Genomic DNA, 20,818 nt, shown 5'->3' on the forward strand with positions numbered 1-20,818 from the left:
TTACTCGCTGTCATCCTCTTCCACCGGAATAGGCGCGAATTGCCCGGCGGGCACCGCGCTGGAGACAGGGCTGCGGGAACCGTCGGGAGCGGTGGCGCTAACGCCGAAAATCCAGTCGTCTCCACGAACGCCCTCGAGCCGCGCATTGGTGGCGACTACGTTCTCGATAATCGGCTCCTCGCGCCAATAAGCCTCGTCGGTTCGGCGCTGCCAGACCGTGTAACCGATCGCTCCGGGCACTTCTTCCCATGCAATATCGGTGAACGTCTGCACGGCTGCACGGGCCGTGGAGGCCGGCGGCGCAGGAGTACTTGCCAGCCTGTCGAGCGCTCGGATGTTGAATTGGGTCACCTTGGCGAGATAGGCGAAATCCATCTCGTCAGCTGTATCGCCATAGGTCACGCCGTCCTCTACCCGCAGGTCTTGGTGCTGGTGTTCGTAATCCTCGACCGCGACCGCGATGCGGATCGCCGGATAGCCCTTTTCCATGAAGGGGATCTGGTCGCCGCCTCGACCCATGCGGTCGACCCGCCAGATCTGGCGCACGTCGAGCCCGCCCTCGGTTTCGTCGGCGAGATCGTCGAGCCAGCGCGAAAGATTGCGGCTCGGGCTGTCGTTCTCTCCACCCTCCCGGCGCTGTGCCGAACGGATCGCATCGGTGAGGTCGGCGCGCGGGCCTTCGGAGAAGACGCGGACGTGATCGGGATCGCAATAGCCGTCGCTGCCGCAGCTGTTGCCCACGACATCGTTGTTTAGGACAGCTTTTACCTGCCAGCCCTGCTCTGCTGCGTAGTCCGCCATCAAGCGTCCTCCGTAGAGGCCCTGCTCTTCGCCCGAAAGCAATGCGTAGACAATCGTAACCGGATAGCTACGCTGGCTCAGTGCCCGGGCCGCCTCAAGAACGAGGACTGTGCCCGAACCATCGTCATTCGCGCCGGGCGCATCGCTTTCCCAGTCCATCGCATCGGTCACGCGGCTGTCGATGTGGGCCTGCACGATGACGACTTCATTGGGCCGCTCGGTCCCGCTCTGGATGGCAACGGCATTGCGAATACGCGTGGGACGCGGAAGGCGCCTCCCCTCCTCGATCCGCTCGGGAGCGACGATTTCGAGGCAACCCTCGCAAGTTTCTGAAATACGACCGAACTCGGCGAGGCCCCAGTCGACTGCAGCGCCGATTCCTCGGGTCGGATTGTCCTGTTCGGAAAGCGTGTGGCGGGTCCCGAAACCAACCAGCGTATCGATATCGGCGCGCAAGCGCTCTTCGGAGACGTCCGCAGCCGGATCGGCCTCCTGCGCGACGAGCGGTGTTGCAAGGAGGGCGGCGAACAGGGCGAGTTTCTTCATACCCACCTGTCTGTTGCAGAACCGCCCTCAGATCAAGTCAGTAGGCTTTCGCCAGCAGGACCCGTTCGACCGCCTTCTCGCCTGTGAAGATGCAGTCGCCATCGACCGGCGCGGCATCCATGGGCACGTTGCGGATGGTGAGCTTGTGCTCCTTCAACCGCTCGACGGCCTTTTCGAGTGCGTCGCCGGTAGGCTTGGACCACTGCACCTCTACCCAGCCCGGATAGCGCGAGGAGGAGAAGAAAGTCTCGACTTCCTCGAAGCTCGACACCCCGCGCGTGATATTGGCTTCGCGACGCTCGGCAGCCTCAGTCAAAAGCGAGGCCTGCATGTCGGCGAGGATATCGGGCACGGTCTGGCCTGCGACTTCGCGCGTCGGGGTCTGGAAGGCCGGCTTGCCGGTTTCCGTGTCCCAAAGACGGTCACGGCGCAGCAGACTGACTACGCCATTGTCCATGTCGCGTCCGCCGACTTCGATTATGATCGGCGCACCTTTCCGGACATAATCCCAACGCTTGGCGGCAGCCTTGCCCGGACGTGTGTCGAGCAGGACGCGCAGCGGTTCGCCGAGCACGTGCTGGCTGGCGAGCGTAGCGCGCAGCGCCTCGCAATATTCGATCAGCGGTTCGTCTTCGGGCTTGTCGCGCAGCATCGGCAGGATCACGACCTGCTGCGGCGCGATCTTGGGCGGCAGGCGTAGGCCGTCGTCATCGCCATGGGTCATGATGACACCGCCGACCATGCGGGTCGATACGCCCCAACTGGTCGTATGGCAAAGGCTCTCACCGCCATCCTTGTTCTGGTACTTGATCCCGGAAGCCTTGGAGAAATTGGTACCGAGATAGTGGCTGGTGCCCGCCTGCAGCGCCTTGCCATCCTGCATCATGGCTTCGATCGACCAGGTCTCTACTGCACCAGGGAAGCGCTCGTTTTCGGGCTTTTCGCCAGGGACGACGGCCAGCGCGAGGTCTTCGTCCGCAAAGGCGCGATAGACTTCGAGCATGGTCAGCGTGTGGTCCTTAGCCTCCGCCTCGTCAGCGTGGGCGGTATGGCCTTCCTGCCAGAGGAATTCGCTGGTGCGCAGGAACATGCGGGTACGCATTTCCCAGCGCACGACATTCGCCCACTGGTTGAGCTTCAGCGGCAGGTCACGCCAGCTCTGCACCCAGCGCGCCATGGCATCGCCAATGATCGTTTCCGAAGTCGGGCGCACGACCAGCGGCTCTTCCAGCTTGGCTTCGGGATCCGGGATCAGACCGCCATCGGGGCCAGCGATCAGGCGGTGGTGCGTGACGACTGCCATTTCCTTGGCAAAGCCTTCGACGTGCTCCGCCTCGCGCTCGAAATTGGAGAGCGGGATGAAGATCGGGAAATAGGCGTTCGAATGGCCGGTCGCCTTGATCCGGTCGTCGAGGAGACGCTGCATGCGCTCCCAGATGCCGTAGCCCCACGGACGGATGACCATACAGCCGCGAACGCCCGATTCCTCGGCCATTTCGGCAGCTGAGATGACTTCCTGGTACCATGCCGCGAAATCATCGGCACGGCGGGCATTCAAGGCATGGCGGATGTTGGCCACAGTTCGATTCTCACGTTGTGATTGGTCTCGCGCCCGCCCCTAGCGTCTCGCAAGCGACTGGTCGACTACTTGCTCAGCTCGTCCAGCTTCTTCTGCATCGCAGCCATCTGTTCGCGCATCTGGGCGAGCTCGTCGTCGGCTTCTTTCTTGGCCGCATCCGCACCCTTGCGGGTCACCGGGATGAAAGCCTCCGCGGCATTCTGCATCATCTTGATGTTGGCTTCCGCCATTTTTGCAAGCGGGTTGCCCTCGATCCCCTTCGCAAAGGCCGACTGCAGCTGTTCGCGGTTCTTGCGGAAGTTCGCCATGCTCGCTTCGAGATAGCTCGGCATCATCGACTGCATCGAATTGCCATACATGCTGATCAGGTCGCGCAGGAAGCTGACCGGCAGCATTTGCGTGCCGTGGCTCTCTTCCTCGACGATGATCTGGGTAAGGATGGTGTGGGTAATGTCGTCGCCCGACTTCGCGTCGAGGACCTGGAAGTCGACATTTTCGCGGACCATCTTCGCCAGATCGTCGAGCGTGATGTAGCTCGAGGTATCGGTGTTATAGAGACGCCGGTTGGCGTACTTCTTGATGATGATCGGTTCGCCCTCGGCGGTCCGCTTTGCCATGTCGCTACTTCTCCCCACTTCTGCCCCGTTGTGCAATGCGGGGGTGCTTAGCACTTGCACAATGTGCAGTGCAACACGGCAGGTTCAGCGATCGAACCGGTGTCCCAAAACGGTAAGCAATTCGTATTGCGACAGAGCGGTTTGCCGCGCAGCATGGGGGAGCGAATAGGGCAGAGAAACCCAGTCTCCCTCGACCAGTTCGGGCGCCTCGTCGAGGTCGATCACGATCATGTCCATCGAGACCTTGCCGAGTATCGGGAGGCTGCGTCCTTCATGCTCGAACGCCGCCCCGCCCCAGCTTCGCAGGATCCCGTCGGCATAGCCGAGCGAGAGCACGCCGGCGCGCATGTCGCTCTTGGCAGTGAAGGTCGCGTTGTATCCGACGGTCTCGCCCGCACGCAGGTTGCGTGTCTGGATGATCGCGGCCTCGGGATAGGCGACCTGGCGAATTTCCGGTGCCAACTCACCCCGCGGCACTCCACCGTAGAGGGACAGGCCCGGTCGTGTGAGATCGAAGTGATAGTCGCGTCCGAGAGCGATGCCCGCGCTGTTCGCAAGGCTTTCAACCTTGTGATCGATCAACGGCAGGATCGCGCGGAAATCCTCCACTTGCCGCATGTTCATGGCGCTATCTTCGTCCGCGCAGGCGAGGTGGCTCATCAGCACTTCGACTTCGAGCGACTGCACCAGCGGGTCGGAAACCTCTTCCGGTCGGATGCCAAGGCGGTTGATCCCGCTATCGACCATTAGGTGGCATGGCCCCCCGCCACTCTCGGTCCAGAGCTTGGCCTGTCGCACACTATCGATAACGGGCCGCACGCCGGTTGCACGCGCATAGGCGGCTTCCGCATTGTCCAGCGGCCCGTGGAGGACGGCGACCTGTTCCGGCGGGGCGTGCTCGAGAACGGGTGCAACTTCGCTCCAGTGCGCGACGAAGAAATCGCGCGCACCGGCTTCGACCAGGGTCGGCAAGCAATTCACGACACCCAGTCCGTAGCAATCGGCCTTTACTGCGGCACCCGCCCTTGCATTGCCCGACATGCGGTCGAGCGCAGACCAATTCGAGGCGAGCGCCTCGTGGTCGATCCTCAGGCGAAGGGTTGGCGGCGGAACGTCGCTCACGGGGTAACGGGCGATGCGGGCGGTGCGTCGCCCGAATCCTCGAAATCAGCCGGCGGGCCGCTGGGCAGGCCCCACCATGCGACGACGACACCGAAGGCGACGACGACCCAGGTGTACCACAGGCCGGAATAGATATTCCCCGTGCTCGCCACGATGACGCCTGCGATCAGCGGCAGGAAGCCACCGAGATAGCCCGCGCCGATGTGGTAGGGGATCGACATCGAACTGTAGCGGATTTTGGCCGGGAACATCTCGGACAAGAGAGCCGCGACAGAACCGTAGGTCAGCGCCGAAAGCATGCCGAGACCGAGCAACACCGCCACGATCCCGAGGATGTTCGCAAACGCCGGCTGCTGCTTGCTGAAATCGAAGCCATACTCGCCAAGCGCCGCACGGATGCCGTCACGCCGGGCTGCACCATCCTCGAACCATACCGGATCGATGGCGATCTGTTCGCCACCTGCCGAAAGCTGGAGGTCACTTCCCGGTGTGAGGTCATAGGGAACGCCCGCAGCGGTCAGGACCTCGAGCACCTTCCCGCAATCGCTCTGTTCGCGGTCGAACAGGTCGGCGAAGGGGTCGGTCGAACATTCGGGTCCCGAAACGGTGATCGGGGTCCTTTCCGCTGCTTCCGCGATGCCCGGATTGGCGAGATTGCCCAAGGTCCAGAAGGCCGGAAACAGCAGCGCGAGAGTTGCCACGGCGCCGATGATGATCGGCTTCTTGCGACCAACCTTGTCAGACCACTTGCCGATAAAGACGTAGAAAGTCATCGCAATGAGGCCGGACACGAACAGGATCAGTTCGACCGTGAGGTCGTCGACATGCATCGGTCCCCGCAGGAAGCTCATGCCGCTGAAGAAAGCGGTGTACCAGATGGTGGTCAGGATGCCCGTGACACCGAACAGCGCCACGAAGATGCGCTTCTTGTTTCCGGGATATGTGAAGCTCTCGACGAACGGATTTTCGGCCGTTTCACCGGCTTCCTTCATCGCCTGGAATACCGGGCTTTCGGACAGCTTCAGGCGCATCCACAGCGAGATGCCGAGCAGGATGATGGACAGCAGGAACGGCACTCGCCAACCCCATGCCTGGAAGTCATCCTCGGGGATCAAGAAGCGGCAAGCGAGCACCACGGCGATCGACAGGACGAAACCGCCCGCGACGCTCGCCTGGATGAAGCTGGTGTAGAAACCGCGCTTTTCGGGCGGTGCATGCTCGGCGACGTAAATGGCTGCGCCGCCATATTCGCCCCCGAGCGCAAGGCCCTGGAGCACGCGTAGCAGTATGACGATGATAGGGGCCGCAATCCCGATAGTCGCGACCGTCGGGATCAGGCCGACTCCCGCCGTTGCGATGCCCATGAGCGTGACCGTGACGAGGAAGGTGTATTTCCTACCCAACCGGTCGCCCAGGAAGCCGAACAGGATCGCGCCGATCGGGCGGAAGGCAAAGCCGACAGCAAAGGTCGACCACACCAGGAGCAGGCCGAGCGTCTCGTTATCGACGTCGTAGAAGGCGTCTTTGAGGATGTAGGCGAGCGTGCCGTAGATGAAGAAGTCGTACCATTCGAAGATGGTGCCGGCGCTGCTTGCCCCGATGACGAGCTTGATCTCGTTCTCGCTCGGCTCGCGCTGTGTCACTGTGCTGCCGCTGGCCATTCTCTCCGATCCCCTCTGGCTTTTGTCAGGGCCGTCTAGCGGTCCGCTGCGCCCTTGGAAAGCGCATCGAGCGCGGCCTTCCACGGCAAGAGTATCGCCCCGTGTCGCGCCGGATAGTCCCTTGCCGCTTCCAGCATCGCGATGTCGGGCCAGTCAGGTTGCGGGCCTTCCGCGGATAACCATGCTTCAATGGCAGCGGTAACTTCCGCGATTTCGGCAGGGTCGCGTCCTGCTGCGTGACGGGCAAAGATCGCTGCAGACGCCTGCCCGACAGCGCAGGCAGTCACCCTCAATCCGAGATCACTGAAACCAGGCTCGAACGACACGGCAAGCGTGCTGCCACAACTGCGCGAGTGCGCTTCGCCAAACAACGATGCGTCCTTGTTGAAAGGATACTCGGCAAGTTCAACCGCCAGCCCGAGCAAAGCGGGCGAATAGAGCGCGCCGCCGGGTCGCGAAGTCACTCTTCGGGTTCTTCGGCTTCTGCTTCCTCGCCGCGAAGTTCGGCACGCCGCTGCGCGAGGATTTCGACCAATGTCCGCGAACCGCCGTCGATCAGCTCATAGCTGTTTGCCGTAGTGATCCAGACGGGGCGACCGCGATAGTCCCACACGCGGTCATAACCGAGCACGAGAAGCGAGAAGCCGATCACGACGATGATCATGCCCTTGAGGGTCCCGAAACCGAAGCCGAGAACGCGGTCGATCGGGCCGAGCACCGAACTACGCGAAGCCTCGCCCACATTGTTCGCAATGACCTTCATCGCCGCGTAGGGAATGAGGAGGAGCAACACGAAAGCCATGACCGATGTGGCGACGCTGGGGCCGATATAGTCCTGCATCACCAGCGTCAGCGGCGTGTGGAGATAGCGAATCGCGAAAGCCGCAAGGATCCACGACCCGAGCGAGAGCACTTCCTGCAAAAAACCGCGCATGAAGCCACCGATGGCGGCCACGCCAACGATAAGCAGCACGATAAGATCGAAACCCGTCATAAAACCCCATTAATCCCTAGGGCTTTGCGGTTTATTAACTGCTCATCACACGGTCAACGAGGTTTGCCAGTTGTCCCAAGCCCGAATAATCAAGGTCGGGCGAGGCGTTCTTCGGGTCGGACGGACCGAAGCCGCGCTTGAATCCGAGCTTTGCAGCCTCGCGCATTCTTATCCCTCCATGGGCAACGGGTCGAACTTCGCCGGCAAGACTGACCTCGCCGAGCCAGACACTTCGGTCGGGTAGCGGCTTGTCTGCCAATGCACTGACCAGTGCAGCGGCCACGGCGAGATCGGCAGCGGGATCGGACAGGCGGTAACCACCTGCGACATTGAGATAGACCTCCGCCGAACTGAAAGAGAGACCGCAGCGCGATTCCAGCACCGCGAGCAGCATGGCAAGCCTCCCGTTGTCCCATCCAACGACCGCTCTGCGCGGTGTTGCGCCGGATTGAAGCCTAACGATCAGCGCCTGGATTTCCACGAGCACCGGTCGCGTGCCTTCCATCGCCGGGAATACCGAGCTTCCCGCCATCGGCTGGTCGCGTCCCGACAGGAACAGCATGGATGGGTTCTCGACTTCCTCGAGCCCGTCACCCGCCATGGCGAAGACGCCGATTTCATCGACCGCGCCGAAGCGGTTCTTCAGCGCACGAAGGATACGATACTGATGGCTGCGTTCGCCTTCGAAGCTCATTACCACGTCGACCATGTGTTCCAGCACGCGAGGGCCAGCGATATTGCCGTCCTTGGTCACGTGCCCGACCAGCACCAGCGCGACGCCGTTTTCCTTGGCATAGCGGATCAGCTCGAAAGCGCATCCGCGTACCTGGCTCACCGTTCCCGGCGCGCCTTCGATGGTGTCGGAATGCATCGTCTGGATGGAGTCGATGACGAGAAACTTGGGCGTTTCCATCGAACCGAGGGTTGTCAGGATATCGCGGACACCGGTTGCCGCAGCCAGCTTCACCGGCGCATCGGACAGTCCGAGACGGGCTGCGCGCATGCGGACCTGCCCTGAAGCTTCCTCGCCGCTGACGTAGACGACACCGTGCCCTTCCCGTGCGACCTTGGCCGCTGCCTGCAAGAGCAGCGTCGACTTTCCGATACCCGGATCGCCGCCCATCAGGATCGCGCTGCCAGGGACGAGGCCGCCGCCCAGCGCTCGGTCGAATTCCGCCAAACCCGTCTTCTGGCGGATCGGCAATTCGCCGGGCTTGTTCAGGTCGACGAACTCGACCGCCCTGCCCCCGCTCGACAAATCATGCTTCATGGAAAACACGGTTGCCGGCGCGTCTTCCACCAGCGTGTTCCACTCAGCGCAATCAGCGCATTGACCCTGCCATCGGTGGGACACCGACCCGCAGGCCTGACAGACATAGCGTTTCTTGGGCTTGGCCATGGCGATTGACTAACAGAACATTTGCAGAACGCAATTGCCTTTGTCCGCGTGTCTGTGCACAAGCAAGGGGATGCGGCAAAAGGAACTGAGGATCGCACTTGTCTGCTACGGCGGGGTCAGCCTGGCAGTCTATATGCACGGGGTGACAAGGGAGCTGTGGCAGCTTGCCCGTGCGAGCCGCGATTTCCATTCCGGCGCCGGACAACGCGGCGGTGTTCACGACGTGTATCGCGACCTGCTCGAGCATATCGAAACAGAACAGGGCCTGCGCCTGCGCGTACTTCCCGACATTGCCAGCGGTGCAAGTGCGGGCGGCATCAACGCCGTGTTCCTCGCACAGGCGATCTACTCGGGACAGAGCCTCGAACCGCTGACCGAACTGTGGCTCGAAGTCGCCGATGTCGACGAACTCACCGACCCGGATGCCAAGCTTCGCTGGTCGGGCGGCAAGATCTGGGCCCAACCGCTGGCGAGCTGGCTTTTGAGCCGCCCGGGGAACGAACTATCCGAACAGGTTGCCCCCGAAACCCGCGACGAGGTCCGCCGCAAGGTTTCCCACCTCATTCGCGGACGCTGGTTCGAACCACCCTTCTCCGGGCTGGGTTTTTCCAAGCTCCTGCACCGGGCATTTTTGGCGATGGCCGAAACCACTCCGGAGGCTCCGCTCCTGCCGCCGCGCCATCCGCTCGACCTGTATGTTACCGCTACCGACTTCCACGGCTATCTCGAACTGCTGCATCTTCACAGTCCTCCGGTGGTCGAGGACAGCGAACATCGCCTGCCCATCGCGATCCGGCGCAAGACGCCCGAGACAGGCGGACAGAACCTTTCCGACCCGATGGAACTCGTCTTCGCCGCCCGCGCCACGGCCAGTTTCCCCGGCGCCTTTCCCCCGCTCAAGGTCGAGGAGATCGACCGCCTCGCGGAAGAAACCGGACAGGGCTGGGCCTCGCGGGACGAATTCCTCGACCGGATCATGCCGGTCCACGTCATGCGCGACTGTGTCGACAGCGTCTCGCTCATCGACGGGTCGGTATTGGTCAACAAGCCCTTCTCGGGTGCGATGGCGGCGCTGCGCGGGAGGCCCGCACAGCGCGAGGTCGACCGGCGCTTCGTCTATGTCGATCCCCGCCCCGACCGCTTCGGTGAATGGGAGGCGCGTGGCAGACGCGACGTGGGCTTCTTCACGGCAATCTTCGGGTCGCTTTCGGCGATCCCGCGCGAGCAGCCCATCCGCGACAACCTCGAGCAACTCGAAGAGCAGAGCCGCGAGGCTGAGCGGCTTTCGCGGATCGTCGCCGCGCTCCGGCCAGAGGTGGAACGTGCGGTCGAAAAGCTCTTCGGCTTCACCCTCTTCCTCGACAGCCCGACGCCGAAGCGGCTCAAGGTCTGGCGGCAGAAGGCGCAGCAGGCGGCCGCGGAACAGGCAGGATACGCATTCCACTCCTACGCCCAAGCAAAGCTGAGCGGGATCGTCGCGCGCATTGCGAAGCTCGCCTGGGATGCCGCGCCGTCGCTCCACCTCGCCTCGCCGGCCCCCATCGAAGAGGTCCTGCGGGAAGAGCTCCGCCGACGCGGGATCGATCCGATCAGCCACGAGACCGCCGGGGCGACGCCCGATGCGATCCGGTTCTTCAGGGAACACGATATCGGTTTCCGGATCCGCCGGTTGCGCCTGCTCGCCCGGAGGCTGGCCCGCGATTGGGAAGCAGACCCTGAAATTTCCGACGATGCGCTCGAAACGGGGCGTGACGCGGTCTACAAGATCCTTGCACTGTATTTCGAGAAGGAAAGCCTGGCCTCCTTGGGTGATGACTTCGCCGAGAAGGCCGAAAATGTCCTTGCCGATCCCGGAAGCTTGCTCGACCATATCGAAGCCAAGCGGCTGCTGCCCGATGCCGACGATCGCACGGAAGAAATGCTCGCCGAGTTGCTGGCCGAAATGCCCGCCAACCTGAAGCGGCGCATGCTCTTCGCTTATCTCGGCTTCCCCTTCTACGACGTCGCCACACTGCCGCTGCTTCGCAACGAAGGCCTGACAGAGTTCGATCCGGTAAAGGTCGACCGGATCAGTCCGGACGACGCGCGCAGCATTCGCGAAGGCGGCTCGCAGGCCACTTTGCGCGGGGTCGAATTCTACAATTTCGGGGCCTTCTTCAGCCGATCCTATCGCGAGAACGATTACCTCTGGGGTCGCCTGCACGGCGCAGAGCGCATGATCGACCTCGTGTGCTCGACCATCGAGGAGCCACTGGGCGATGAGACCTGTCGTAACTTCAAACGCACCGCTTTCCTCGCCATCCTCGACGAGGAAGTCGAGGCGGGGCGCTGCGACGAGGGCCTGATCGAAGGTATCCGGAGCGAAGTGCTCGACCGGATGCGGTGAGGGTCAGCCCCCCAGCGCATCCTTGATCTTGTCGAAGAAGCTACGGCTTTCGGGACACTCGTCACCGGTTTCGGTGTCGCGGAACTGCTCGAGCAGGGCACGCTGTTCCTTGCTCAGCTTGGTCGGCGTCTCGACCGAAATCTCGATCACCATGTCTCCGCGGCCGCGGCCCTGCAGCACGGGCATACCCGCACCGCGCTGTCGCAACTGCTTGCCCGACTGGATACCGGCCGGAATTTCGAGCGTAAGTTCCTCGCCGTCGAGCCCCGGGATCTCGATCGATCCGCCCAGCGCTGCCTTGGTGAAGCTGATCGGGACGCGGGTCGCGAGCGTGGTGCCCTCGCGCTGGAAAATCGGGTGCGGCTTAACATGGACGAATATGTAGAGGTCGCCCGCAGGTGCGCCGCGAGGTCCCGCTTCGCCCTTGCCCGACAGGCGGATACGCGTGCCGGTATCGACACCGGGCGGGATATCGACTTCGAGCTTCTGTGGGACGTCCACCCGCCCTTCCCCGCGGCAGTCGCGGCAGGGGCTGGTAATGATCTCGCCGGCGCCGTGGCAGTTGGGGCACGGGCGTTCCACCACGAAAAAGCCCTGCTTGGCGCGGACATTGCCCTGTCCGCCGCACAGATTGCAGGTGCGTGCATGGGTGCCGGGCGTGGCGCCCGAACCATGGCAGGTATCGCAGGCCTTGCTGACCTCGATCTCGATATCGGTCGACTTGCCGTGGAAGGCATCCTCGAGGCCGATTTCCATGTCATAGCGCAGGTCCGCCCCACGGCGCGGCCGTGCTCGCCCGCCGCCGCCGAAGGCCGAACCGAAAATGGTCTCGAAGATATCGCCGATATCGCCGAAATCGGCGTTACCGTGCGATCCGCCGGCACCGTTCTGGAATGCCGCATGACCATACTGGTCGTAGGCCGCCCGCTTCTGCGGGTCCTTCAGGCAGTCATAGGCGACACTGATCGCCTTGAACTTGGCCTCGCTCTCGGTGCAGCCCGGGTTCTTGTCCGGATGATGCTTCATCGCGAGCTTGCGATAGGCACTCTTAATGGTCTTGCCATCGGCATCGCGGCTCACGCCAAGCAGTTCGTAAAAATCGACTTCGGTAGCTGACATGCTGTCCCCCGCCCAAAACCTAACCCCCACCGGCGCAAATTTGCACCGGTGGGGGCATGGTTTTCATCAGGCGTCTCAGTTCTTCGCGTCTTCGTCGACTTCGGAGAATTCGGCGTCGACCACCTCTTCATCCGACGAGCTGTCCGAACCGGCGTCACCACCTTCCGGAGCGTCCGAAGCGGCATTCGCCTGCTCCTGCTCGTAAATCGACTGACCCATCTTCATCGCGCTCTGCGACAGGTCCTGGGCCTTGGCGTTGATGTCTGCAGCGTCGTCACCTTCAAGCGCAGTCTTGAGCGCTGCGACCTTCTCTTCGACTTCGCTCTTCAGCGAAGCGTCGATCTTGTCGCCATGCTCTTCGAGCTGCTTTTCGGTCGCGTGGACGAGGCTGTCGGCCTGGTTGCGAGCCTCGGCACCTTCGCGGCGCTTCTTGTCCTCGTCGGCGAACTTCTCTGCGTCCTGCACCATCTGGTCGATGTCGGCGTCCGACAGGCCACCCGATGCCTGGATGCGGATCTGCTGCTCCTTGCCGGTGCCCTTGTCCTTGGCCGACACGTTGACGATGCCGTTGGCGTCGATGTCGAAAGTGACTTCGATCTGCGGCACGCCGCGCGGTGCGGGCGGGATACCGACCAGGTCGAACTGGCCGAGCAGCTTGTTGTCCTGAGCCATCTCGCGCTCGCCCTGGAACACGCGGATCGTAACCGCCTGCTGGTTGTCCTCGGCAGTCGAGTAGGTCTGGCTCTTCTTGGTCGGGATCGTCGTGTTGCGATCGATCATCTTGGTCATGATGCCGCCGAGCGTTTCGATACCCAGCGAAAGCGGGGTCACGTCGAGCAGCAGCACGTCCTTGACGTCGCCCTGGAGGACGCCGGCCTGAATGGCAGCACCCATGGCCACGACTTCATCGGGGTTCACGCCGGTGTGCGGCTTCGAACCGAAGAAGGCTTCGACCGTTTCGCGGACCTTGGGCATGCGGGTCATGCCGCCGACCATGATCACTTCGTCGATCTCGTCCTTCGAAACGCCTGCATCGGCCAGCGCCTTCTTGCAGGGCTCGAGCGTACGCTTGATCAGGTCGCCGACCATCTTTTCGAGGTCTGCACGGCTGATCGTCTCGACGAGGTGCAGCGGCGTGGACGAACCACCTTCCATGCGAGCCGTGATGAAGGGCAGGTTCACTTCCGTGGTCTGCGCGGAGCTCAATTCGATCTTGGCCTTTTCGGCAGCTTCCTTGAGGCGCTGCAGAGCGAGCTTGTCGCTCTTCAGGTCCATGTTTTCCTTCTTCTGGAACTGCGCAGCGAGCCATTCGACGATTGCGCTGTCGAAGTCTTCACCACCCAGGAAGGTATCGCCATTGGTCGACTTCACTTCGAAGACGCCATCGCCGATTTCCAGGATCGAGATATCGAAGGTACCGCCACCAAGGTCGTAAACGGCGATGGTCTTGCCGTCTTCCTTATCGAGGCCATAGGCGAGCGCCGCAGCCGTCGGCTCGTTGATGATACGCAGGACTTCGAGACCGGCGATCTGGCCGGCGTCCTTGGTTGCCTGACGCTGGGCGTCGTTGAAGTAGGCCGGAACGGTGATGACCGCCTGCTTCACGTCTTCACCGAGATAACTCTCTGCAGTTTCCTTCATCTTCTGGAGGATGAAGGCCGAGATCTGCGACGGGCTGTATTCTTCGCCACCAGCTTCGACCCATGCGTCGCCGTTCTTGCCCTTGACGATGTCATAGGGGACGAGATCCATGTCCTTCTTGGTCATGGGATCGTCGAAGCGGCGGCCGATGAGGCGCTTGATCGCGAACAGCGTGTTGTCGGGATTGGTGACCGCCTGGCGCTTGGCCGGCTGGCCGATAAGGCGCTCGTTATCCTTGGTGAAGGCAACGATCGAGGGCGTCGTGCGCGCGCCTTCGGAATTTTCGATGACCTTGGGCTTGCCCCCGTCCATCACGGCGACACAGCTGTTGGTGGTGCCGAGGTCGATACCGATTACTTTGCTCATGGTTTCCCCATCTGTTTCAAATCGTTGGACGCCGCACAGTTGATTTCCCATCCAAGGCGAAACCGGTCGGCAGCTCGAAAAAAACGGTGTATTACCCCGGCGATATAGGTGCGGTTTTCCTTGGCACAAGGGATGCACGTCGCTAGTTTTTGCACCCTGACACACGAGGGGGAATTTCTAGATGAAGAAGCCGTTTTACGCCGCGATCCTGCTTGCCGGAGCATCGCTCGGGCTGGCATCCTGCGGCGGCCAGCAGGAAGAAGCAGCGCCGGTCGAGCAGGCCGACGTGATCGAAGGGATCGAGGTTACCGACGCGCGCCTCGTGCTTCCGCCTGTCGCTGGTAATCCGGCAGCGATCTACTTCACGCTGAATAACAACGGCGACCGCAACATCGCTTTCCGCAATGCCGAGGTGGAGAAGGCCGGCAACGCCGAAATCCATGACATGATGGAATGGGACTTCGAAATGGTCATGGGCGAAGCGCCGCCGGTGATGGTCGAAAGGGGCAGCACGGTCGCCTTCGAACCGGGCGGCAAGCACGTGATGGCATTCGATCTCGAAGAAGGCTTCGGTGAAGGCGACACCACGACCGTCACCCTGATCGCGGCAGGAAGCCGCCGCCACTCCTTCGAAGCGACGGCGCAGGCCGCCGGGGACGATCGCTGATCGAACAACGCGATACACTCGGGGTCGAGAGCCATGACGAACCTGTCCCGCCGGCTTGTCCGGTGGGCGGGCAAAGGCCCCTGACCCCGGGTGAAATTGCTCTAGCCCGGACCGTATTCGGAGACGCAATCGACTATAGCCTGGTCACGATCAGGCGTCGCAAATGGTTTCCGTTCCAACCGACCCGGGTAACGATGGCCCCGCGCGGTCACCTGCACTTTCATCCGAAATCGGCCAACTACTGCGAGGACTTCTCGAAAGAGAGCGTCATCCGTCAGGGCCTGTTGATTCACGAGCTCGTCCACGTCTGGCAGACCCAGACGCGTGGCAGCTGGTATCTGGTGACCCATCGCATGCCATGGGCGCGGTACGACTACAGTCTCAAGCCCGGTTGGCCGCTGGAACGCTATGGGATCGAGCAACAGGCCGAGATCGTGAAACATGCTTTCTGGCTGCGGAACGGGGTCAAGCTCGCTGGCGCTGCAGATGTTGCCGCCTACGATCTGCTCGTGAACTTTGCTGGAGCGCGAAGCTGAGCCTCACGATCCGTCATTTCCAGGACGGCGATGCCGCCTCCTTCGCGCAGCTCAACCTGCGCTGGATCGAAGAATATTTCGGCGTCGAAGAAAGCGACCGCAAGCAACTTGATGACCCGCATGGCACCATCCTGGCACCGGGCGGGACGATCGCCATTGCCGAGCTCGACGGAGACGTCGTCGGTTGCGGCGCCCTCGTTCCGCCGCATCACTTGCCGGAAGACGGGCTGGCGTGGCTCGAACTGGTCAAGATGGCGACCGCCCCCGAGGCGCAAGGCGCTGGCGTAGGCGGCAAGGTTCTCGATTTCCTGATCGAGGAAGCGCGGAAGCAGGGCTGCGACGCCATCTGGCTCGAAACGAACGAAACGCTGACTGCAGCGACGAGACTATATGAACGTAAGGGCTTCCGTCGGCTGTCCTGTGAAGAACTCTGGCCGACGCCCTATGCCCGCTGCAACCTCCAGATGGTTCTTACCCTTTGAGCCAAGCGCTGGCTCAGTCGTAAGTCACACCCGGAAGTCCTTCGCCGCCCTCCGCAATAAAGCGGTCGATCCGCGCTTCGAGCGCCGGAAGCGGCACGGAACCTAGCGACAGGACGACATCGTGGAACTTGCGAATGTCGAAGTCTTCGCCAAGCGCGTTTTCCGCCTTCTCGCGCACCGCCCGAATCCGCATCTCGCCGAGTTTGTAGGCAAGCGCCTGACCGGGCCAGCTGATGTAGCGGTCGATCTCCGTCTCGACCTCGCGGTCCGACAAGGCCGTATGGCTCGAAAGATAGTCGATCGCCTGCTCACGGCTCCAGCCATAATGATGGAGGCCGGTATCGATCACGAGCCGCGCGGCTCGCCACATCTCGTAGGACAGCTGGCCGAAGCGTTCGTAGGGGGTGCGATAGATGCCCATCTCGTTGCCGAGATACTCGGTGTAGAGCCCCCAACCCTCGCCGAAGCCCGAGAAATAGGTCTGGCGGCGGAAGCGCGGCGCATCCTCGCGTTCGAGTGCAATCGCAGCCTGGAATGAATGGCCCGGCGCGCATTCGTGCATGGTGAGCGCAGGGATGTTGTAGACCGGACGCGAAGGCAGGTCGTGAGTGTTGATCTGGCAGAACTCCAGACCGCCCCTGCCCGCAGTGTAAAACGGCGCAATCGCCGGATCGACGGGGCGCAGGCCGTGACGATAGCGTGGGAGGAAGCCGAAATATTCGCCCAGCTTGTCGTCGACACGCTTGGCCGTATAGGCGGCAACGCCCATCAGTTCGTCCGGCGTATCCGCAACGAATTGCGGATCGGTGCGCAGGAAGGTGATGAATTCCTGCAGCGTGCCTTCGAAGCCGGCATCGGCCTTGGCGACCTCCATCGCCGCGGTGATGCGGGCAACTTCCGACAGGCCGATTTGATGGATTTCCTCGGCACTCAGGTCGAGTGTCGTGTATTCTTGAATCTGCTGCTCGTAATAGGCCGCGCCATCGGGAAACTCGCTCGCGCCGAGGCTGGTGCGGGTGTTCGCGAGATATTCGTCGCGGAAGAAGTTCAGCCAGTCGGCATAGGCCGGGGTCACGCTATCGCGGATAGCCGCACGACCTGCAGCCAGCAGCCGCTCGCGATCCTGATCGGAGAAGCTAGAAGGTATTGCTTCAAAAGGCCGCCAGAAGGGGCTGTCTTCCGGATCGTCGACCACATAGGCAGCAATCGAAACGTCGCGTCCTTCGAGCGAAACACGCGGGACCGAGAACCCGCGTTCCAGCCCTGCGCGCGCATTTGCAGTGTGTTCGGAGAAATATCGGGGAACATCGTTCAGGCGGCCGATATAGGCTTCGTAATCCTCGACCGAGCCGAATGCCCCACCGGGCGCCAGATAGGACCAGAAATTGCTGTCGCTGTTGAACGGCATTTCCCATTCGGAGAACTGCGCGTCGCCGATTTCGGTTTCGAGCAAGGTGCGCAGGACAAGCGCATCGGTCTTCGCATCACTGCTGAAGCCTTCGCCTTCCAGCGCGTCGAGGCGCGAGAGGAACTGCCGATACTGCGCTGCGCGGGCACGCCAGGCTTCTGGTGTCACCGACCACAACGCATCGCCCTGCCGCGTGGCTCCGCTTTCGGTTTCCACGTAACCGAAGCTGGCGAGGCGGTAATCCTGGTATTCGTCGGCGAGCGCCGCGAGCCGCTCGTCTGCGGTCTCCTGCGCAGCCAGCGGCACCGCAAACCCTGCAGCGACGAGGGCCGCCGCTCCGAAAAACGCAGTCCTCATCACTTCTCTCCCAAAGCGTGGATCAATCGGGCTTCTTCGCGACCCCGACCATGGCCGGGCGCAGCAGGCGATCCTTGATCATGTAGCCGGCCTGCATTTCCTGCACGATGGTACCCGGCTCGACCTCGTCGGTGGGCACTTCCATCATGGCCTGGTGCTGGTTGGGATCGAGCGGCATGCCCTTCGCGGCAATCCGGGTGATGCCGTTCTGGTTGAAGACCTTCTCCAGCTCGCGCTGGGTCGCTTCGATACCGGCGATGAAGCCCTTGAGCTTGTCGTCGTCGCGCTGCTCTGCGGGAATGGCATCGAGTGCGCGGCCAAGATTGTCGGCCACGCTCAGGATATCGCGGGCAAAGCCGGTAGCGGCGTAATTGCGCGCGTCCTGCACGTCCTTTTCCATGCGGCGACGCACGTTCTGCGTTTCCGCGCGGGCATAGAGCACTTCCTGCTTCGCATTCTCGAGATCGCCGCGCAGGCTGGCCAGAGCTTCGTCCAGCGCCTCGTCCGCGGCTTCGGCGTCTTCGCCGCCATCGTCACGCAAATGCTCGGGCACGCCTTCCATCTCGCGCGCTACTTCTTCGTCGACCGCCTTATCCTGCGGTTCGTTCGTGTTTTCGTTGTTCACCTGGAAACCCTGTCAGCCAATTCGTTTGCCCAATGATCGGGCCGTGAAATCCACCATGGGGACGACACGGGCGTAATTCAACCGAGTCGGGCCGATCACACCCAGTACTCCGACCACTTTTCCGTCGCGATCCCGGTAAGGTGATGCAATCACCGACGAACCGGAAAGCGAGAACAGCCGGTTCTCGCTACCGATGAAGATCCGCATGGCTTCGGCCTCGCGTGCGGACTCGAGAAGGCTCGAGACCGACTGCCGGTTTTCCAGATCATCGAGGAGCGAGCGGACGCGTTCGATATCGGAAAGCGCGCTTTCGTCGAGCAGGTTCGCCTGCCCGCGTACGATCAGGACGGGACGGTTCGATGCATCTTCGGTCCATGTCGCAATGCCGCGTGCGACGAGATCCCTGCTCGCTTCGTCTAGGGCGCTCCGTCCGCTGGCGATCTCCTGTTCGACCAGCTTTGCGGCCTCCGCCAAAGTACGTCCCTGCGCCTTGGCGGTGAGGAAATTGCTGGCCTGTTCGAGCGAGGTACCCAACGCCTCTGCAGGAAGCGCGAGTATGCGGTTCTCTACGTTTCCGTCCTCGCCCACCAGCACCGCTAGCACCCTGTTCGCGTCGAGCGCGGTTAGGGAAACCTGCGACAGGCGCGGCTCGCGGCGCGGCACCATGACCATGCCAGCGGCGCCCGAGAGGTCGGACAGCAGCGCGCTCGTCTGCTCCAGCGCCCGCTCGATCGGTCCCGGCTGCGCGATGCGTTGTTCAATGGCTGCCCGTTCTTCGGCCGTAGGCTCGGCCACCTGCATCATGGCATCTACGAACAGGCGCAAGCCGCTGTCGGTCGGCATTCGTCCGGCGCTGGTATGCGGCGCTGCGAGAAGCCCGCGCTGCTCGAGCTCGGCAAGGACCGAGCGGATCGAGGCCGGCGAGAGGTTCACACCGCCCTCACCCGCCAAGGCTTTCGAACCGACGGGTGAGCCGCTTTCCAGATAGCCTTCGACCACGAGACGGAAAATCTCGCGGGCGCGGTCGGACAAATCGGTGAGCGGTGGTGCGTTCATGTGTCCTATCTAGCCGCTCCCCTTGCGGCCTCAAGGGGCTTGCTCCAAAGCCCGCACCAGAGATTCGACTGCATTGGAGATACAGATGCGACCTTCAGGACGCGCGCCCGACGAAATGCGCGCCATCACGATCGAGACCGGATACACCAAGCACGCCGAAGGCAGCTGCCTCATCAGCTTCGGCGAAACCCGCGTGCTGTGCACGGCATCGGTCGAAGAACGCATCCCGCCGTGGCTTCGCGGCAAAGGCGAAGGCTGGGTCACCGGCGAGTATTCGATGCTCCCGCGCGCCACGCACACCCGTGGCCAGCGCGAGGCTGCCAAGGGCAAGCAGAGCGGACGGACGCAGGAAATCCAGCGCCTTATTGGCCGCAGCTTGCGCGCCGTGGTGGATATGAAGAAGCTTGGCGAGCGCCAGATCACTCTCGATTGCGACGTCATTCAGGCAGACGGCGGCACGCGCACGGCATCGATTTCCGGTGCATGGGTTGCCCTGCGACTGGCGGTGAACGAGCTGATGAAATCGGGCGACATCGTCGAAGATCCGATCACTGCCAAGGTCGCCGCAATTTCCTGTGGGATCTACAACGGCACGCCGGTACTCGACCTCGATTATCCCGAGGACAGCAACGCAGATGCCGATGCCAACTTCGTCCTGATCGAAGGCGGCAAGATCGCAGAAGCTCAGGCGACCGCGGAAGGCGCGCCCTATGACGAAGAAGCGTTCCTGCGCCTTCTTCGCCTTGCCCAGATGGGCTGTGCCGACATCTTCCGCGCACAGGACGAGGCGACCCGCAAATGACACGCCGCATCGGTTCGGGCAGCCTCGTGATTGCCACGCATAACGAGGGCAAGCTCAAGGAAATCTCGGCGCTTCTCGCCCCGCACGGGGTGAAGTGCATTTCCGCAGGCTCCTTGGGCCTGCCCGAACCGGCGGAAACTGGGACGACCTTCGTCCAGAACGCACTGCTGAAGGCCCGCGCGGCAGCCGAAGCCTCGGGCCTCCCTGCCCTTGCGGATGACAGCGGCCTTTCGGTCGATGCACTCGATGGACGCCCCGGCGTCTACACGGCTGACTGGGCCGAACGCCAGTGGTTCGAAGGTGAACCAGGCCGCGACTGGTACATGGCGATGGGCAAGGTCGAGGGACTGCTCCAGCAGAAGGGCCCCGACGTAGACCGCTCCTGCGCCTTCCACTGCGTCCTCGCGCTCGCATGGCCAGACGGGGAGCAGGCCGTCTACGAAGGCACTGCGCCCGGCACGCTGACCTGGCCGCCTCGCGGCGAGATGGGCTTCGGCTACGACCCGGTCTTCGTGCCCAAGGGCGCGGACAAAACTTTCGCCGAGATCGCTCCTGAAGAAAAGCACGCGATCAGTCACCGCGCCGATGCGTTTGCAAAGCTCGTAGCGGAGCAATTCGGGTCCTGATTGCGGCGCGCACCGGCTCGCCGCTATA

Annotated in this window: 19 protein-coding genes; 6 read left to right on the forward strand and 13 right to left on the reverse strand. The window is 62.5% G+C overall.

Going from position 1 to position 20,818, the window contains the following annotated elements:
* From K3165_RS01720 to radA, 8 genes are all read right to left on the reverse strand, one after another.
* The gene (locus tag K3165_RS01720; protein WP_221547145.1) at window positions 1-1,347 is read right to left on the reverse strand and encodes a M20/M25/M40 family metallo-hydrolase; all 1,347 of its coding nucleotides are present in this window, start codon (window positions 1,345-1,347) and stop codon (window positions 1-3) included.
* A gap of 37 nt (window positions 1,348-1,384) precedes the next feature.
* Window positions 1,385-2,926 carry a proline--tRNA ligase gene (proS, locus tag K3165_RS01725; RefSeq protein WP_221547146.1) on the reverse strand — a complete coding sequence of 514 codons (1,542 nt, stop codon included), beginning with the start codon at window positions 2,924-2,926 and terminating at the stop codon, window positions 1,385-1,387.
* A gap of 65 nt (window positions 2,927-2,991) precedes the next feature.
* The gene (gene phaR, locus K3165_RS01730; protein WP_221431179.1) at window positions 2,992-3,543 is read right to left on the reverse strand and encodes a polyhydroxyalkanoate synthesis repressor PhaR; all 552 of its coding nucleotides are present in this window, start codon (window positions 3,541-3,543) and stop codon (window positions 2,992-2,994) included.
* 84 nt (window positions 3,544-3,627) lie between these two features.
* Window positions 3,628-4,665, reverse strand: a complete 1,038-nt coding sequence (gene alr / locus K3165_RS01735; protein WP_221547147.1) for an alanine racemase — start codon at window positions 4,663-4,665, stop codon at window positions 3,628-3,630.
* Window positions 4,662-6,326, reverse strand: coding sequence for an MFS transporter (locus K3165_RS01740; RefSeq protein WP_221547148.1), 1,665 nt, complete (start codon window positions 6,324-6,326; stop codon window positions 4,662-4,664). Before K3165_RS01740 ends, alr begins: the two co-directional genes overlap by 4 nt.
* 35 nt (window positions 6,327-6,361) lie before the next feature.
* The gene (locus K3165_RS01745) at window positions 6,362-6,790 is read right to left on the reverse strand and encodes an iron-sulfur cluster assembly scaffold protein (protein WP_221547149.1); all 429 of its coding nucleotides are present in this window, start codon (window positions 6,788-6,790) and stop codon (window positions 6,362-6,364) included.
* The gene (locus K3165_RS01750) at window positions 6,787-7,320 is read right to left on the reverse strand and encodes a CvpA family protein (protein ID WP_221547150.1); all 534 of its coding nucleotides are present in this window, start codon (window positions 7,318-7,320) and stop codon (window positions 6,787-6,789) included. Before K3165_RS01750 ends, K3165_RS01745 begins: the two co-directional genes overlap by 4 nt.
* Window positions 7,321-7,354: 34 nt before the next feature.
* The gene (radA, locus tag K3165_RS01755) at window positions 7,355-8,719 is read right to left on the reverse strand and encodes a DNA repair protein RadA (RefSeq protein WP_221547151.1); all 1,365 of its coding nucleotides are present in this window, start codon (window positions 8,717-8,719) and stop codon (window positions 7,355-7,357) included.
* A 70-nt stretch (window positions 8,720-8,789) separates the two neighbouring features.
* Here radA and K3165_RS01760 point away from each other — a divergent pair, with 70 nt between their 5' ends.
* Window positions 8,790-11,105, forward strand: a complete 2,316-nt coding sequence (locus K3165_RS01760) for a patatin-like protein (protein ID WP_221547152.1) — start codon at window positions 8,790-8,792, stop codon at window positions 11,103-11,105.
* Window positions 11,106-11,108: 3 nt separating this feature from the next.
* Here K3165_RS01760 and dnaJ read toward each other — a convergent pair whose 3' ends face one another.
* On the reverse strand, window positions 11,109-12,224 hold the full coding sequence (dnaJ, locus tag K3165_RS01765) for a molecular chaperone DnaJ (RefSeq protein ID WP_221547153.1): 1,116 nt from the start codon (window positions 12,222-12,224) through the stop codon (window positions 11,109-11,111).
* Window positions 12,225-12,299: 75 nt separating this feature from the next.
* Entirely contained in the window at window positions 12,300-14,231 is a 1,932-nt protein-coding gene (dnaK, locus tag K3165_RS01770; protein WP_221547154.1) for a molecular chaperone DnaK, read from the reverse strand.
* A 181-nt stretch (window positions 14,232-14,412) separates the two neighbouring features.
* Here dnaK and K3165_RS01775 point away from each other — a divergent pair, with 181 nt between their 5' ends.
* From K3165_RS01775 to K3165_RS13955, 3 genes are all read left to right on the forward strand, one after another.
* Window positions 14,413-14,898, forward strand: coding sequence for a copper chaperone PCu(A)C (locus K3165_RS01775; RefSeq protein ID WP_221547155.1), 486 nt, complete (start codon window positions 14,413-14,415; stop codon window positions 14,896-14,898).
* A 62-nt stretch (window positions 14,899-14,960) separates the two neighbouring features.
* Complete coding sequence (locus tag K3165_RS01780) at window positions 14,961-15,434, forward strand: vgr related protein (RefSeq protein WP_221547156.1); 474 nt, start codon at window positions 14,961-14,963, stop codon at window positions 15,432-15,434.
* A gap of 65 nt (window positions 15,435-15,499) precedes the next feature.
* Window positions 15,500-15,916: a GNAT family N-acetyltransferase gene (locus K3165_RS13955; RefSeq protein ID WP_345720710.1), complete on the forward strand. Its 417-nt coding sequence runs from the start codon at window positions 15,500-15,502 to the stop codon at window positions 15,914-15,916.
* Window positions 15,917-15,929: 13 nt separating this feature from the next.
* On the opposite strand, the gene K3165_RS01790 is transcribed toward K3165_RS13955, so the two are convergent.
* The 3 genes from K3165_RS01790 to hrcA are packed head-to-tail and all read right to left on the reverse strand — an operon-like array spanning window position 15,930 to window position 19,362.
* A complete protein-coding gene (locus tag K3165_RS01790) occupies window positions 15,930-17,681 on the reverse strand; it encodes a DUF885 domain-containing protein (protein WP_221547157.1) in 1,752 nt (583 codons plus the stop codon).
* A gap of 22 nt (window positions 17,682-17,703) precedes the next feature.
* Window positions 17,704-18,306 carry a nucleotide exchange factor GrpE gene (grpE, locus tag K3165_RS01795; protein WP_221547158.1) on the reverse strand — a complete coding sequence of 201 codons (603 nt, stop codon included), beginning with the start codon at window positions 18,304-18,306 and terminating at the stop codon, window positions 17,704-17,706.
* Window positions 18,307-18,318: 12 nt separating this feature from the next.
* Window positions 18,319-19,362: a heat-inducible transcriptional repressor HrcA gene (gene hrcA / locus K3165_RS01800; RefSeq protein ID WP_221547159.1), complete on the reverse strand. Its 1,044-nt coding sequence runs from the start codon at window positions 19,360-19,362 to the stop codon at window positions 18,319-18,321.
* Window positions 19,363-19,447: 85 nt separating this feature from the next.
* On the opposite strand from hrcA, the gene rph reads away from it, so the two are divergent.
* Both rph and rdgB read left to right on the forward strand, forming a co-directional pair.
* Window positions 19,448-20,164, forward strand: a complete 717-nt coding sequence (rph, locus tag K3165_RS01805; RefSeq protein WP_221547160.1) for a ribonuclease PH — start codon at window positions 19,448-19,450, stop codon at window positions 20,162-20,164.
* Entirely contained in the window at window positions 20,161-20,790 is a 630-nt protein-coding gene (gene rdgB / locus K3165_RS01810; RefSeq protein ID WP_221547161.1) for an RdgB/HAM1 family non-canonical purine NTP pyrophosphatase, read from the forward strand. Before rph ends, rdgB begins: the two co-directional genes overlap by 4 nt.
* Window positions 20,791-20,818: the final 28 nt, after the last annotated feature.

The organism is Qipengyuania xiamenensis (assembly GCF_019711495.1).
In the GTDB taxonomy this organism is placed as follows: Bacteria; Pseudomonadota; Alphaproteobacteria; order Sphingomonadales; family Sphingomonadaceae; genus Qipengyuania; species Qipengyuania xiamenensis.

Bases quoted from the DNA above. Each gene is read 5' to 3' on its own strand.
- K3165_RS01720 (WP_221547145.1), bottom strand. From the start codon at position 1,347: ATGAAGAAACTCGCCCTGTTCGCCGCCCTCCTTGCAACACCGCTCGTC.
- phaR (WP_221431179.1), bottom strand. From the start codon at position 3,543: ATGGCAAAGCGGACCGCCGAGGGCGAACCGATCATCATCAAGAAGTAC.
- K3165_RS01740 (WP_221547148.1), bottom strand. From the start codon at position 6,326: ATGGCCAGCGGCAGCACAGTGACACAGCGCGAGCCGAGCGAGAACGAG.
- K3165_RS01750 (WP_221547150.1), bottom strand. From the start codon at position 7,320: ATGACGGGTTTCGATCTTATCGTGCTGCTTATCGTTGGCGTGGCCGCC.
- radA (WP_221547151.1), bottom strand. From the start codon at position 8,719: ATGGCCAAGCCCAAGAAACGCTATGTCTGTCAGGCCTGCGGGTCGGTG.
- K3165_RS01760 (WP_221547152.1), top strand. From the start codon at position 8,790: ATGCGGCAAAAGGAACTGAGGATCGCACTTGTCTGCTACGGCGGGGTC.
- dnaJ (WP_221547153.1), bottom strand. From the start codon at position 12,224: ATGTCAGCTACCGAAGTCGATTTTTACGAACTGCTTGGCGTGAGCCGC.
- dnaK (WP_221547154.1), bottom strand. From the start codon at position 14,231: ATGAGCAAAGTAATCGGTATCGACCTCGGCACCACCAACAGCTGTGTC.
- K3165_RS01775 (WP_221547155.1), top strand. From the start codon at position 14,413: ATGAAGAAGCCGTTTTACGCCGCGATCCTGCTTGCCGGAGCATCGCTC.
- K3165_RS01790 (WP_221547157.1), bottom strand. From the start codon at position 17,681: ATGAGGACTGCGTTTTTCGGAGCGGCGGCCCTCGTCGCTGCAGGGTTT.
- hrcA (WP_221547159.1), bottom strand. From the start codon at position 19,362: ATGAACGCACCACCGCTCACCGATTTGTCCGACCGCGCCCGCGAGATT.
- rph (WP_221547160.1), top strand. From the start codon at position 19,448: ATGCGACCTTCAGGACGCGCGCCCGACGAAATGCGCGCCATCACGATC.
- rdgB (WP_221547161.1), top strand. From the start codon at position 20,161: ATGACACGCCGCATCGGTTCGGGCAGCCTCGTGATTGCCACGCATAAC.